Genomic DNA, 14,235 nt, shown 5'->3' with positions numbered 1-14,235 from the left:
GTGTTGTGGATTATTTTTTACAGCAATCGTAAAGAAAAAATTACTATATCGTAAATCCATTTACACGCTACTGCGGCTGGCGCTAATGTCACATTTAAAGCATTTTCAGGAGATTGTTTCGCGGCGAGCGCTTTTAGGGCGAAATGCTGCTACCACATTGCCGTCAGTTTCCACGTACGGACCGTCAAGCAGTTGTATACAATACGGTACACTTGCAAAGATACCGTGGACGATAACGCTCCCGTCTTCGGCTTTTACTCCTTCCAGCGTTTCTTTTATCGACTTCGGCTGCCCCGGCAGGTTCAGGATCAGCGCCTGTTTGCGGATCACCCCGACCTGACGGGAAAGAATGGCCGTCGGGACAAAGTGTAGACTGATCTGGCGCATCTGTTCACCGAAGCCCGGCATTTCACGATCGGCGATAGCCAGCGTCGCGTCCGGCGTTACATCGCGGCGCGCGGGGCCGGTTCCGCCCGTCGTCAGCACAAGGTGGCAGCTCATCTCATCCACCAGCTCACACAGGGTCTGCTCGATGATCGGCTGCTCGTCCGGGATCAGGCGAGTCTGGATCTCAAACGGGGTAGTGAGCGCGCTGCCCAGCCACGCTTCCAGAGCAGGGATGCCTTTATCCTGATAAACACCGCTGGAGGCGCGGTCAGAAATCGACACTAAGCCGATGCGTAAGGTAGTCATATCCATTCCATTCAAAAAGTACTGATTAAAGGGAATGATACACGCAGAGAGAAAATTCAGACAGAGGCGGGGGAAAGAGGCGTGACCGGGAACCCGGTCACGCAGAATGATTACAGCAGGTCGCCGATCATTTTTTCCAGTTTTTCCTGGTCGATAGCAAACTTACGGATACCGTCCGCCAGTTTATCTACGGCCATTGGATCCTGGTTGTGCTGCCACAGGAACTCGGACTCGGTGATGCGCTCTGGGCGCGCTTTCACTTCGCCGGTGTAGGACAGTTTACGCTCGATAGCTCCTTCGCTTTCTGCCAGCTCTTTCAGCAGCGCAGGGGCGATGGTCAGGCGGTCACAGCCAGCCAGCTCAATGATTTCACCGACGTTACGGAAGCTTGCGCCCATAACAACGGTCTCATAGCCGTGCTGTTTGTAGTATTCGTAGATTTCCGTCACGGAAATCACGCCTGGATCTTCAGACGCCGCATACTCTTTCTTGTCGGTGTTGGCTTTGTACCAGTCCAGAATACGGCCCACAAACGGAGAAATCAGGTATACGCCAGCTTCGGCACATGCACGCGCCTGTGCGAAGGAGAACAGCAGAGTCAGGTTACAGTTGATCCCTTCTTTTTCCAGCTGTTCAGCGGCGCGAATGCCCTGCCAGGTAGAGGCCAGTTTGATCAGGATACGGTCGTTGCTGATGCCCGCATCGTTGTACAGTTTGATCAGGCGTTTTGCTTTGGCAATAGACGCTTCGGTGTCGTAGGACAGGCGAGCATCAACTTCAGTAGAGATACGGCCAGGAACGAGCTTCAGGATTTCCAGACCGATGTTTACTGCCAGTTTGTCAGTCGCATCCACAACCTGCTGCGCGCGGTCATTGCTCTGTGCTTTTGCCCAGGTCACCGCCTCGTCGATCAGTTTGCGATACTCAGGGATCTGCGCGGCGTTAAGGATCAGAGAAGGGTTGGTTGTAGCATCCTGCGGCTGGTACAGCTTCATTGCCGCAATATCTCCGGTGTCAGCGACGACAGTAGTGAACTGACGAAGGGAGGTCAATTTATCCGTCATGATAGTGTTTCTCTTTTAACGTTCCCTGGATAATTCACACTACCGACAGCCTGCCAGCAGCGGAAAAATGACAGGTTTACTTGTTAGGGGGATGTAACCGGTCTGCCCTGATGATAACACGAGTGAGAGGCAGCGCAACCGCAGACAGTGCGCTTAGGCAGAGTATGATAAACTCAGAATATTAACAGGCTGCTAAGTAACAGCATGCACAATCAGTGGTAGCGCTTACATATTCACGTTGGCATCAACAAGAGGGACGTTAGTGCCTGATTTCTTTTTCTTTATTAACGAAGTTCTCTGGGGTTCAATCATGATATACCTGCTTTCAGGGGCAGGTATCTGGTTTACGTGGCGCAGCGGACTGATTCAGTTTCGCTATATTCGCAAATTTGGCAGAAGTCTGAAAAACAGCGTCACACCACAGCCGGGCGGCCTGACCTCATTTCAGGCGCTCTGTACCAGCCTGGCCGCGCGCGTCGGCAGCGGTAACCTGGCCGGTGTCGCGCTGGCAATCGGCGCGGGCGGTCCGGGCGCGGTATTCTGGATGTGGGTGACGGCGATTATCGGTATGGCCACCTCCTTTGCTGAATGCTCGCTTGCGCAGCTCTACAAAGAAAAAGACGGCAACGGTCAGTTTCGCGGCGGCCCCGCCTGGTATATGGCTCGCGGACTGGGAATGCGCTGGATGGGCGTCCTGTTCTCTATTTTTTTACTGATGGCCTATGGTCTTATTTTCAATACCGTTCAGGCAAATTCCGTCGCCCACGCGCTGCGCTTCGCCTTTAATTGTCCGGAGTGGCTGACGGGCAGCGCGCTTGCCCTTCTCACCCTGCTGACCATTGTGACCGGGCTCAGAGGGGTTGCCCGCCTGATGCAGTGGCTGGTTCCGCTGATGGCGCTGCTGTGGGTGTCAACCAGCCTGTTGGTATGCGCGATACATATCGACGAAGTGCCGAACGTCATCGTCACCATTTTCCAAAGCGCGTTCGGCTGGCGCGAAGCGGCTTCCGGCGCGCTGGGTTACACCCTTAGCCAGGCGCTCACTGCGGGTTTTCAGCGAGGCATGTTCTCCAACGAGGCGGGAATGGGCTCCACGCCGAATGCCGCCGCAGCGGCCGCATCCTGGCCCCCGCATCCCGCCGCGCAGGGCATTGTACAGATGATTGGCGTCTTCACAGACACCATTGTTATCTGCTCCGCCAGTGCGATGATAATGTTGCTGTCCGGCGCCGTTGAACATCCATCCGGCAGTACGGCAGGCATTCATTGGGTACAACAGGCGCTGGTCTCCCTCGTCGGGGGTTGGGGCGCAGGCCTTGTCGCCCTTGTCGTGGGGCTTTTTGCCTTCAGTTCTATTGTGGTTAACTATATCTATGCCGAGAACAACCTTATTTTCCTGAAAGTTGACTCGCGTCTGGCCCGCAACATCCTTCGCGCGGGTGTGCTGGCGATGGTATTTGTCGGTTGCCTGCTCAGCATGCCGATGATCTGGCAACTGGCGGATGTCATTATGGCGCTGATGGCCATCACCAATTTGACGGCAATTTTGCTTCTTTCACCGGTTGTAGCGCTGATCGCGCGCGATTATCTGCGTCAGCGCAAGCTCGGCGTACAGCCCGTCTTTGACGCCTCACGCTATCCCGAAATCGAATCACAAATTGCTCCTGGCACCTGGGATGATTTGCCGCGGCAATAACAGCTATCGATCAATTCAGGGCGATTTTTTGTTAAAGTCGCTCTAAATTTCCTGCAAGGACTGGATATGCTGATTCTGATTTCACCTGCCAAAACGCTCGACTACCAGAGCCCGCTCGCCACTGAGCGTTATACCCAGCCGGAATTGCTAGACTACTCGCAACAGCTGATCCACGAGGCGCGTAAGCTTTCGGCTCCGCAAATCGCTTCGCTGATGAGCATCAGTGATAAACTCGCCGACCTGAACGCCACCCGTTTTCACGAGTGGCAGCCTGACTTCACGCCCGCTAACGCCCGCCAGGCGCTGTTGGCCTTCAAAGGTGACGTCTACACTGGCCTGCAAGCAGAAACGTTTAGCGAAGCCGATTTCGATTTTGCCCAGCAGCATCTGCGCATGTTATCCGGCCTGTACGGGGTGCTGCGCCCGCTGGATCTGATGCAGCCATATCGTCTGGAGATGGGTATCCGCCTGGAAAACGCCAAAGGCAAAGATTTGTACCAGTTCTGGGGCGATGTCATTACCGATAAGCTTAACGCGGTGCTACAAGCCCAGGGGGACAACGTGGTGATCAACCTGGCCTCCGATGAGTACTTCAAATCGGTGAAGCCGAAAAAGCTGAATGCGGACATTATCAAGCCGGTGTTCCTCGACGAGAAAAACGGCAAATTTAAAGTGATCAGCTTCTACGCCAAAAAAGCGCGCGGTCTGATGAGCCGTTTCATCATTCAAAACCGCCTGACGAAGCCAGAGCAGCTCACTGGCTTTAACAGTGAAGGGTATTTCTTCGACGAGGCATCGTCAGGAAAAAACGAGCTGGTGTTTAAGCGTCACGAGCAATAAAAGACAACCCCGCCAGCTGGCGGGGTTTGTGTTAATGGTGCTTCCGGTCCGGCCCCGGGCGATGATCGTCATGACGGTGATGATCGTGACGATCGCGATGTTCATCGTGCGGACGCCAGTGGTTATCGCGCCAGTCATAGTGCGCTTTCCACCAGTCATGGTCGCGCCAGCGGCCGCCATCCCAGTAGTGTCCGTTATTATCCCGATCGCCAATTTGCAGTTTTACCGCAGGGACGAGGGTGATCTCAGCTGCCTGCACCGCCATGGGAGCGACCAGCATCAGTGAAAGCGCGATAAGTGCAGGTTTCAGTGTAGACATAGGTGACTCCTTATTCTTCTTGCCCAACGTGGGCCGATGTAAGGAGAGTACGTGATGGGAACGGTGGATGTTATTCTCTGCAATCCTAAACCCTAAGTAACCGCATTTATTGGGAATTTCTGCTTTTTTCCTGCTGTTTTTCTCCTTATTTTCTCCATAAAAAAGCCGGGTGGCGGCTTCGCCTTACCCGGCCTACTTTCTGAAATGTTCCAGGCCCGGTAAGGCGTAGCCGCCACCGGGCAATAAACTCACGCTCGGGTCATCATCAGCTTACGCAGTGCGGCAAAGTCTGCGGGCAGCTCATGGGACAGCAACGGCAGGTCGGCGCGCTCGGCCAGCTCTTTTGGCAGCGGCAGCGTTTCACCCAGGATCGCTTCCACGCTCTCTTTGAACTTGGCCGGATGGGCGGTACCGAGGAACAGGCCATACTCACCCGGTTGAAGCTGATCGCGCAGGGCACGATAGGCAATCGCCGCGTGCGGCTCAGAGGTATAGCCCACCGCTTTCAGCTCGCGCATGGTGGCTTTCGTGGTTTCGTCCGTCACCGCTGCGTAGCCCAGGTCGCCCAGACGCCAGACCTTACGGCGGAACAGCTCTTCCACACGCGGCCAGTTGTTAGGCTGTGACACATCCATCGCATTGGAGAGCGTGGCCTGCGTCGCGTTCGGCGCCCATTTTCCGTCCTTCAGGAAACGCGGCACGGTGTCGTTGGCGTTGGTAGCGGCGATAAAGCGCTTCACCGGCAGGCCGAGTGATTTCGCCAGCAGGCCCGCCGTCAGATCGCCGAAGTTCCCGCTTGGCACAGAAACTACCAGCTGATTGCGCGCGTCCTGCGGCAGCTGGGCCACCGCTTCGAAGTAGTAGCAGATCTGCGCCAGCAGACGGCTGATGTTGATGGAGTTGGCAGAGTTCAGCCCCAGCGCCGCCTTCAGCTCTTCGTCATCAAAGGCCTGCTTCACCAGCGCCTGGCAGGCATCGAAATCGCCGTCGATCGCCACGGTTTCAATGTTGCCCCCAAGAGTGCAGAACAGTTTTTCCTGAAGCGGGCTGATTTTGCCTTTCGGATAGAGGATCACCACGCGGACGTTTTTCAGGCCGTAGAACGCATGAGCCACCGCCGCACCGGTATCACCTGAGGTCGCGGTCAGGATGGTCACCGGTTTGTCGCCGCTGATGTGGGTCAGCATCTGCGCCATGAAGCGACCGCCGAAATCTTTGAACGCCAGCGTCGGGCCGTGGAACAGCTCCAGACAGCCAACGTCAGGCTCCACCTGCTTCACCGGGGCCGGGAAAGCAAACGCCGCGCGCACGCGCTCTTCGAGCAGCTCCTGCGGGATTTCGTCACCAATAAACGCAGACAGAATTTTGGTGCTGCGGGTGACAAAGTCCTGCTTAAGCAGTTCATCGATTTCAGTCAGTTGAAATTCCGGCAGGTCGTGGGGGAAGAACAGCCCCTGATTTTTGCCCAAACCCTGCGTTACCGCCTGCGCAAAGCTGACCTGCTCGTTATGATCTTTAAGGTTGTAGAGTTTCATTCGTTATCCCAGTACTCGTGCGCCAGCCGTGTCCAGACGGCAAATATGAACAAAGCCTTCCTGATTTTGCAGGTAGTGTTTAGAGAGCCAGTCCGCCACGCGCTGCGCGGTGTCTGGCTTGTCGCATAAGGCGAACAGCGTTGGGCCGGAGCCGGAGATGCCGCACGCCTGTGCGCCGATATCCATGGATGCCTGTCGCGCTTCGTTAAAGCCCGGCAGCAGCTTCGTGCGATACGGCTCGGCAATAACGTCTTTCATCAGTTTCGCCGCCAGCTGCGGCTGTCGGGTATAGCAGGCATGAATAAAGCCCGCCAGATGACGCCCGTGGGCGATACAGTCCTGACGACGATACTGCGCCGGCAGGATCGCACGCGCTTCGGCGGTAGAAACCTTAATGCCCGGATAGGCAAGCACCCACAGCCACTCATCAAACCCTGGCACCTGCTGGCTGATGATGCCATTTTCTTCAATCATCAGCTGCATGCCGCCAAGGAAGCACGGCGCCACGTTATCATAATGAATGCTGCCGGAGATGCGCCCTTCCAGCTCGCCCATCAGCGCCAGCAAGCGGCTGTTGTTCAGCGGCTTGCCGCAGTGCTCATTCATCGCCACCAGCGCGGCGACCACCGAGCAGGCGCTGGAGCCGAGTCCCGAACCAATCGGCATGCTCTTTTCCAGCGTCATGGCGACCGGCACGTTTTTACCAATCTCCTGACAGAAGCGTTCCCAGCACTGATAAACGATATTCTCACGCGGTTCAGGCGGCAGCTTGCTGGCAAAACGGCCGACGTTATTCAGGCTGAAGCGCTCTGCCGCCTCAACCGTTACCGTATCGCCCAGCAGCGAACCATCCACCGGCGTAACCGCCGCGCCCAGCACGTCAAATCCGACGCTCATATTGGCGCTGGAAGCCGGGGCATATACTTTAACCATCTTAAACTCCTAACTTCCATGACAGGGTACGCAGCAGATCGGCAAACACGCCCGCCGCCGTCACATCATTCCCTGCGCCATAGCCGCGAAGTACCAGCGGCAGTGGCTGATAATAATGGCTGTAGAACGCCAGGGCGTTCTCGCCGTTTTTCACCTTGTACAGCGGATCGTTGCCATCCACTTCGGCAATCTTCACGCGGCAGACGCCGTCTTCTTCAATATTGCCAACATAGCGCAATACCTTACCTTCATCACGGGCTTTCGCAACGCGGGCGGCAAAGGCGTCGTCAAGCTGCGGCAACCTGGCCATAAAAGCGCTGACGTCGCCGCTGTCATCAAATTCTGCTGGCAGCACCGGCTCAATCACGATATCCGAAAGCTCCAGCTCGCGGCCGGTTTCGCGCACCAGGATCAGCAGCTTACGCGCCACATCCATACCGGAGAGGTCGTCGCGCGGATCCGGCTCGGTGTAGCCCAGCTCGCGCGCGGCGCGGGTGGCTTCCGACAGGCTCATCCCTTCGTCCAGCTTGCCGAAGATAAACGACAGGGAGCCGGAGAGGATGCCGGAGAAACGCTGTAGTTCGTCGCCCGCGTTCAGCAGGTTTTGCAGGTTCTCGATGACCGGCAGGCCTGCGCCCACGTTGGTGTCATACAGAAACTTGCGGCGCGACTTGCTCGCCGCCAGACGCAGCTGGTGATAGTAATCCATCGACGAGGTGTTGGCCTTTTTGTTCGGCGTCACCACATGGAAACCTTCGCGCAGGAAATCCGCGTACTGATCGGCCACAGCCTGGCTGGAGGTACAGTCGACGATCACCGGGTTAAGCAGGTGATACTCTTTCACCAGACGGATCAGACGACCCAGGTTGAACGGCTCTTTCGCCTCTTCCAGTTCCGCCTGCCAGTTTTCCAGGTTCAGACCGTGGACGTTAGTCAGCAACGCTTTCGAGTTCGCAATTCCGCAGACGCGCAAATCGATATGTTTCTTCTTAAGCCACTCCTGCTGGCGCTTTACCTGCTCCAGCAGCGCGCCGCCGACGCCGCCGACGCCCACCAGGAACAGCTCAATCACCTGGTCGGTGTTGAACAGCATCTGATGCACCACGCGCACGCCGGTAGTGGCGTCATCGTTATCCACGACAACGGAAATTGAACGCTCTGATGAGCCCTGGGCAATCGCCACGATATTGATATTGGCCCGCGCCAGGGCGGCAAAGAATTTGGCGGAGATTCCGCGCAGGGTGCGCATGCCGTCGCCTACCACGGAGATCACGGCCAGACGCTCCTGAATAGAGAGCGGCTCCAGCAGCTCTTCTTTCAGCTCCAGGTAGAACTCTTCTTCCAGCGCGCGACGGGCGCGTAGGCAATCGCCCTGCGGGACGCAGAAGCTGATGCTGTATTCGGAGGAAGACTGCGTGATCAGCACCACGGAGATCCCGTTACGGGACATGGCCGCAAATACGCGCGCCGCCATGCCAACCATACCTTTCATACCCGGGCCAGAGACGCTGAACATCGCCATGTTATTAAGGTTCGAAATGCCTTTTACCGGCAGGTCATCTTCATCAGCGCTGGCGCCAATCAGCGTACCCGGCGCCTGCGGATTACCGGTGTTTTTAATCAGGCAAGGGATCTGGAACTGGGCAATCGGGGAGATGGTACGTGGGTGAAGCACTTTGGCGCCGAAGTAGGAAAGCTCCATCGCTTCCTGGTACGACATCGACTTCAACAGCCTGGCGTCCGGCACCTGGCGCGGGTCACAGGTATATACACCATCAACGTCAGTCCAGATCTCACAACAGTCTGCACGTAAACAGGCCGCCAGCACGGCAGCGGAGTAGTCAGAGCCGTTACGCCCCAGCACCACCAGTTCGCCCTTCTCGTTACCGGCGGTAAAGCCTGCCATCAGGATCATGTGGTCAGACGGGATTTTGCTCGCCGCAATGCGGCGTGTCGACTCGGCAATGTCGACGGTGGATTCAAGGTAGTGTCCCACAGCCAGCAGTTTTTCAACCGGATCGATGACCGTCACGTGGTGACCGCGCGCTTCCAGCACGCCTGCCATGATGGCGATAGAGAGTTTTTCACCCCGGCAAATCAGCGCCGCGTTGATGCTGTCCGGGCATTGACCCAGCAGGCTGATACCGTGAAGGACGTGTTTAATCTGGGCAAATTCGAGTTCCACGGTGCTTTTCAGCTGCGCCAGCGGGAAGCCAGGCTGGGCGTCTGCCAGCCCCTGAAGCAGTTCAGCGAAGATACGTTCGGCGTCGCTGATGTTCGGAAGTGCATCCTGGCCACCGATGGTTTTTTCAATCATCGCCACCAGGTGGTTCGTGATTTTTGCCGGGGCAGAGAGCACGGTAGCAACCTGCCCCTGCCTGGCGTTACTTTCCAGGATATCGGCAACACGCAGAAAACGCTCTGCATTTGCCACTGATGTACCGCCGAACTTCAACACTCGCATGGTTCTACCTCATTTCCTTTAGCCGAAAAAAAAGCCCGCACTGTTCAGGTGCGGGCTTTTTTCTGTTTTTCCTGTACGCGTCAGCCCGCATCGTTACCTGTGGTAATGATGATGGTTGTAGTAATGGTGGTGATGCTGATGCGTTTCATGGATGTTGTGTACTCTGTCATTATTATCTGTCTGTGCTCTATTCTTTTAGGGTTAAAGGATCGGACACCTTAAGTCAATGAATTTTTAATTTGATCACAATTCGGGACATTCTCACGTCCCGCTGCGTGCAGATTTATTTTCATCGGAATACCCCAGATGCAACCCCAGACATCAGCAGGATCGGCCATAATAAAAACCTATGACACTATTTTACTCGGCTAATTTTTTTTCAATATCATGAAGCAACCGGTGCAGCATTGCCGTGTCGCGCTGTTCAAGACGCCCCAGGCGCTGCTGTAACCAGTCCACCATTTTTTGATCGTCAGCGACGCCCAGTTGCTCGAGAAGCTTATCTGCACGAATATGCAGCGCCGCCAGCTGGTTTTCATCCGTTACTGACGCTGGCGGCTGAGGAATTTGTATTAAGGATGCTAATTGATAGCAGTACACCATCACCGCCTGCCCCAGATTGAGTGACGGATAATCCGCCACCATCGGCGCGCCCGTCAGGACGTCAGCCAGTTCCAGTTCTTCGTTAGTTAGCCCGGAATCTTCTCGCCCAAACACCAGCGCGGCTTTCTCCAGCCACTGGCTTTTTTCTTCCAGTAGTGGCACCAGTTCAGCAGGCGTGGCGTAATAATGAAACTTCGCCCGGCTGCGCGCGGTCGTCGCGACGGTAAACGAAATATCGTGCAGCGCCTCAGCGAGCGTAGCGTAAGTGGTTATATTATCGAGAATATCACCCGAACCGTGCGCCACCCATCGCGCAGCAGGCTCCAGATGCGCCGCGCTGTCTACGATACGCAAATCGGTAAAACCCATGGTCTTCATGGCACGCGCCGCAGCGCCAATATTTTCAGCTCTTGCTGGTGCCACCAGCACAATCGACAGATGCATTTATGCTCTCTTTTTAATCAGTTAGCAGGTAAAAATGTGATTCACTTCAACATATTACGCAGCACGAATTTACAATTTTGCAACACAAATCACCGAAATAGCGTTTCATAACAATTAAAAAAAGCTAAACTATTTTGTGGCTGAACAATCAGTTAGAATGTTAACAGAAGTCCATTATCCTTATGTTTTGTAATGATAATGACCTTATGAATACTCTTTTCCGATTGGATTCGTACCGTTTATCAATCAATGTCCGCAACTAGTTGGTTTATTGAAAAATTGTGACAAAGGCTAGCATTCAGCTACGATGATTTCATCAAACTGTTAACGTGCTACAATTGAACTTGATATATGTCAACGAAGCGTAGTTTTATTGGGTGTCCGGTGTCACTTAGCCTGTTATGTTGCTGTTAAAATGGTTAGGATGACAGCCGTTTTTGACACTGTCGGGTCCAAAGGGAAAGTACCCACGACCAAGCTAATGATGTTGTTGACGTTGATGGAAAGTGCATCAAGAACGCAATTACGTACTTTAGTCACGTTAAGCCGATCATGTTAATTTGCGACATGCATCAGGCAGGTCAGGGACTTTTGTACTTCCTGTTTCGATTTAGTTGGCAATTTAGGTAGCAAACATGCAGACCCCGCACATTCTTATCGTTGAAGACGAGTTGGTAACACGCAACACGTTAAAGAGCATTTTCGAAGCAGAAGGCTACGATGTCTTTGAAGCGACCGATGGCGCAGAGATGCATCAGATCCTTTCTGAAAATGATATCAACCTGGTGATTATGGATATCAATCTGCCGGGCAAAAACGGGCTTCTTCTGGCGCGCGAACTGCGTGAACAGGCGAACGTCGCGTTGATGTTCCTGACAGGCCGTGACAACGAGGTTGATAAAATTCTTGGTCTGGAAATCGGCGCGGATGACTACATCACCAAGCCGTTCAACCCTCGCGAGTTAACCATTCGTGCACGCAACCTGCTGTCCCGCACCATGAATCTGGGTACGGTCAGTGAAGAGCGTCGTAGCGTCGATAGCTACAAATTCAACGGCTGGGAACTTGATATCAATAGCCGTTCGCTGATTAGCCCGAACGGTGAGCAGTACAAACTGCCGCGCAGTGAATTCCGCGCGATGCTGCACTTCTGCGAAAACCCGGGCAAGATCCAGTCCCGTGCAGAACTGCTGAAGAAAATGACCGGTCGTGAGTTGAAGCCACACGATCGTACCGTTGACGTAACCATCCGTCGTATTCGTAAACATTTCGAATCTACGCCTGATACGCCGGAAATCATCGCCACGATCCATGGTGAAGGCTATCGTTTCTGCGGTGACCTCCAGGAGTAATCCTCCCGTCACGCAGTAAAAAACGGCGCTTTTGCGCCGTTTTTTTTATCAATGCCACGGCATAATCGGCACCGCGCTAATCGCGTTTTTCGGTGAGCCTTCCACGACTTTGTCGGAATAAGCCAGATAAGCCAGTGTGTTACGCTTCGCGTCATAAAAACGGACCACCTGTAGCTTTTTGAACACCAGCGAGGTCCGTTTCTGGAATACAACGTCGCCCTGCGCTTTGCCGTTTTTAATTTTGTCACTCAATTCCACCGGACCAACCTGCTGGCAGGAGATGGCCGCGTCAGACGTGTCTTCAGCCAGCCCCAGGCCGCCTTTAATCCCGCCGGTCTTCGCCCGGCTGACATAGCAGGTGACGTTTTTAACGTCCGGATCGTCAAAGGCCTCCACCACAATTTTGTGGTCCGGCCCAAACATTTTAAACACGGTGTCCACGGAGCCAATTTGCTCCGCCTGTGCCACGCGCCCTGCCATCAGCGCCAGTGCTGCAAAGACTAAAACCTTGTATTTCATATTGTTACCATTCATAAAAATTACGCTGAGCGATTATTCAACAGGTTAGATAAAAATGTAGCAAGATCACAGGATTAGAATATATCCGCACTTAAATCACCACAAAAAGCATTTATGCGCAAAAAAAACACTGAATGCTAAAACGTCAAAAAATGCTATTATCCGCTAACCTGTAAACAGGCACCTGCGGCAGTTTTAAGGATGAGGATAGTATATGGATCAGGCTGGAATTATTCGCGACCTGCTCACCTGGCTGGAAGGTCATCTCGACCAGCCTTTGTCACTGGATAATGTGGCGGCAAAAGCAGGCTATTCCAAGTGGCATCTGCAAAGGATGTTCAAGGATGTCACCGGTCATGCTATCGGTGCCTATATTCGCGCACGTCGTTTATCAAAGTCTGCTGTCGCGTTGCGCCTGACCGCGCGACCAATCCTGGATATTGCCCTGCAATATCGCTTCGATTCACAGCAAACCTTCACTCGCGCCTTTAAAAAACAGTTCTCGTTAACGCCAGCGCTTTATCGCCGCTCGCCGGACTGGAGCTCCTTTGGTATGCGTCCGCCGCTGCGTCTGGGCGAGTTTGCGATGCCAAAATATGAAATCATCACCTTGCCGGAAACGCACCTGGTCGGCACCACGCAGAGCTACTCCTGTTCCCTGGAGCAGATCTCCGAGTTCCGCCATCAGATGCGCGTTCAGTTCTGGCGCGAATTTTTAAGCCACGCTCCGGCGATCCCGCCGATTCTGTATGGCCTGAACGAAACGTATCCAAGCCAGGAAAAAGATGACGAGCAGGAAGTGTTCTATACCACGGCGCTGACGCCTGACATGGCAAACGGTTACATTCATGGCTCGAAGCCTGTCGTGCTGGAAGGCGGCGAGTATGTGATGTTCTCATACGAAGGGTTAGGAACGGGCGTTCAGGAGTTCATCCTGACCGTTTACGGGACCTGCATGCCAATGCTGAATCTGAATCGCCGTAAAGGTCAGGACATTGAGCGCTACTATCCGGCGCAAGATGCAAAACCGGAAGAAGGCCCTATCAATCTGCGTATGGAATTCCTGATTCCGGTACGTCGTTAACGCTGCAACTCATCCAGTGCAGGGGCATCAAGATGCGAAATGTCCCCTGCCATCTCAACCACCCACCCCGATGCCAGCCAGGCACTTTCCTGATAGTCGATACGGGAAATGGAACAGTTGCGCAGACGCAAACGGCGCTCGGCGTAAGCCGGCAGCCCCAGAATGGTACTCACCAGGCAACCCAGCGCGATACCGTGGCTCACCAGCAGCGGTCGGCTACCTGCCGGGAGTTTCAGGCACTCGGCCAGCGCGGCATGCATGCGCACGCTCAGCTCCTGCATGGATTCCCCCTCAGGGATGCGACCATCTTCAGTGCCGTTCACCAGCGTGCGACGCCAGTCTTCTTCGGTTTCCGTCAGCGTATCGATAGGGCGTTTTTCCAGCACGCCCATATCCAGCTCGCGCAGGCGCGGTTCAAGGGTCACGTCGCAGCCACAGGCATCGGCGATGATGCGTGCCGTCTGCTGCGTGCGGCCTAAATCACTGGAGATGACGTGAGTGATACCCAGCGTTCTGGCGCGCTCCGCCACCTGCCACGCTTGCTGCACACCTTTGTCGGTGAGAGGACTGTCTGACTGGCCTTGAATACGTCGCTCGGCGTTCCACTGCGTTTCACCGTGGCGAACAAGGTATACCTGTAACATGCTTTTTTTCCGTTATACTGCGATGAATTTTTTAAATCGAGCTTA

General features: G+C 54.5%; 15 protein-coding genes and 1 other annotated feature. Of the genes, 4 read left to right on the top strand and 11 right to left on the bottom strand.

Features of this window, described 5'->3' with window-relative positions:
- Positions 1–105 precede the first annotated feature (105 nt).
- On the bottom strand, positions 106–693 hold the full coding sequence (gene mog, locus ACQG11_RS13005) for a molybdopterin adenylyltransferase (RefSeq protein ID WP_022647002.1): 588 nt from the start codon (positions 691–693) through the stop codon (positions 106–108).
- A 110-nt stretch (positions 694–803) separates the two neighbouring features.
- Positions 804–1,757 (bottom strand): transaldolase, encoded by a 954-nt coding sequence (gene tal, locus ACQG11_RS13000; protein WP_003856481.1) that lies wholly within the window; start codon positions 1,755–1,757, stop codon positions 804–806.
- 262 nt (positions 1,758–2,019) lie between these two features.
- On the opposite strand from tal, the gene ACQG11_RS12995 reads away from it, so the two are divergent.
- Positions 2,020–3,453, top strand: coding sequence for an alanine/glycine:cation symporter family protein (locus ACQG11_RS12995; protein WP_023299289.1), 1,434 nt, complete (start codon positions 2,020–2,022; stop codon positions 3,451–3,453).
- A 66-nt stretch (positions 3,454–3,519) separates the two neighbouring features.
- Positions 3,520–4,293, top strand: coding sequence for a peroxide stress protein YaaA (gene yaaA / locus ACQG11_RS12990; protein WP_045621241.1), 774 nt, complete (start codon positions 3,520–3,522; stop codon positions 4,291–4,293).
- 31 nt (positions 4,294–4,324) lie between these two features.
- Here the strand turns inward: yaaA and ACQG11_RS12985 are convergent, their stop codons facing one another.
- From ACQG11_RS12985 to yjjY, 7 genes are all read right to left on the bottom strand, one after another.
- Positions 4,325–4,612: a DUF2502 domain-containing protein gene (locus ACQG11_RS12985; protein ID WP_022646999.1), complete on the bottom strand. Its 288-nt coding sequence runs from the start codon at positions 4,610–4,612 to the stop codon at positions 4,325–4,327.
- 248 nt (positions 4,613–4,860) lie between these two features.
- Positions 4,861–6,147 carry a threonine synthase gene (thrC, locus tag ACQG11_RS12980; RefSeq protein WP_003856490.1) on the bottom strand — a complete coding sequence of 429 codons (1,287 nt, stop codon included), beginning with the start codon at positions 6,145–6,147 and terminating at the stop codon, positions 4,861–4,863.
- Between the two features lie 3 nt (positions 6,148–6,150).
- Positions 6,151–7,080 (bottom strand): homoserine kinase, encoded by a 930-nt coding sequence (gene thrB, locus ACQG11_RS12975; RefSeq protein ID WP_023299286.1) that lies wholly within the window; start codon positions 7,078–7,080, stop codon positions 6,151–6,153.
- Position 7,081: 1 nt separating this feature from the next.
- Positions 7,082–9,544 carry a bifunctional aspartate kinase/homoserine dehydrogenase I gene (gene thrA, locus ACQG11_RS12970; protein WP_023305415.1) on the bottom strand — a complete coding sequence of 821 codons (2,463 nt, stop codon included), beginning with the start codon at positions 9,542–9,544 and terminating at the stop codon, positions 7,082–7,084.
- A 24-nt stretch (positions 9,545–9,568) separates the two neighbouring features.
- Positions 9,569–9,686, bottom strand: a sequence feature (Thr leader region).
- On the bottom strand, positions 9,625–9,693 hold the full coding sequence (gene thrL, locus ACQG11_RS12965) for a thr operon leader peptide (RefSeq protein WP_015572623.1): 69 nt from the start codon (positions 9,691–9,693) through the stop codon (positions 9,625–9,627). Its footprint overlaps the feature before it by 62 nt.
- 211 nt (positions 9,694–9,904) lie before the next feature.
- Positions 9,905–10,591, bottom strand: a complete 687-nt coding sequence (locus ACQG11_RS12960; RefSeq protein ID WP_426728420.1) for a tRNA/rRNA methyltransferase — start codon at positions 10,589–10,591, stop codon at positions 9,905–9,907.
- Between the two features lie 399 nt (positions 10,592–10,990).
- On the bottom strand, positions 10,991–11,131 hold the full coding sequence (yjjY, locus tag ACQG11_RS12955; RefSeq protein ID WP_001541509.1) for a protein YjjY: 141 nt from the start codon (positions 11,129–11,131) through the stop codon (positions 10,991–10,993).
- Between the two features lie 95 nt (positions 11,132–11,226).
- Here yjjY and arcA point away from each other — a divergent pair, with 95 nt between their 5' ends.
- Complete coding sequence (gene arcA / locus ACQG11_RS12950; RefSeq protein ID WP_003856501.1) at positions 11,227–11,943, top strand: two-component system response regulator ArcA; 717 nt, start codon at positions 11,227–11,229, stop codon at positions 11,941–11,943.
- Between the two features lie 48 nt (positions 11,944–11,991).
- Here arcA and creA read toward each other — a convergent pair whose 3' ends face one another.
- Positions 11,992–12,462: a protein CreA gene (gene creA / locus ACQG11_RS12945; protein ID WP_003856503.1), complete on the bottom strand. Its 471-nt coding sequence runs from the start codon at positions 12,460–12,462 to the stop codon at positions 11,992–11,994.
- A 214-nt stretch (positions 12,463–12,676) separates the two neighbouring features.
- Between creA and robA the strand changes: the two genes are divergently transcribed.
- Positions 12,677–13,546 (top strand): MDR efflux pump AcrAB transcriptional activator RobA, encoded by an 870-nt coding sequence (robA, locus tag ACQG11_RS12940; RefSeq protein ID WP_022646995.1) that lies wholly within the window; start codon positions 12,677–12,679, stop codon positions 13,544–13,546.
- Here the strand turns inward: robA and gpmB are convergent.
- The gene (gpmB, locus tag ACQG11_RS12935; RefSeq protein WP_063163152.1) at positions 13,543–14,190 is read right to left on the bottom strand and encodes a 2,3-diphosphoglycerate-dependent phosphoglycerate mutase GpmB; all 648 of its coding nucleotides are present in this window, start codon (positions 14,188–14,190) and stop codon (positions 13,543–13,545) included. The two genes, robA and gpmB, sit on opposite strands and share 4 nt — an antisense overlap.
- Positions 14,191–14,235: the final 45 nt, after the last annotated feature.

The sequence above is a fragment of the Enterobacter cloacae complex sp. 372C4 genome, assembly GCF_050030615.1.
GTDB classification, from domain to species: Bacteria; Pseudomonadota; Gammaproteobacteria; order Enterobacterales; family Enterobacteriaceae; genus Enterobacter; species Enterobacter intestinihominis.
This window is presented reverse-complemented; position numbering and strand designations above follow the sequence as displayed.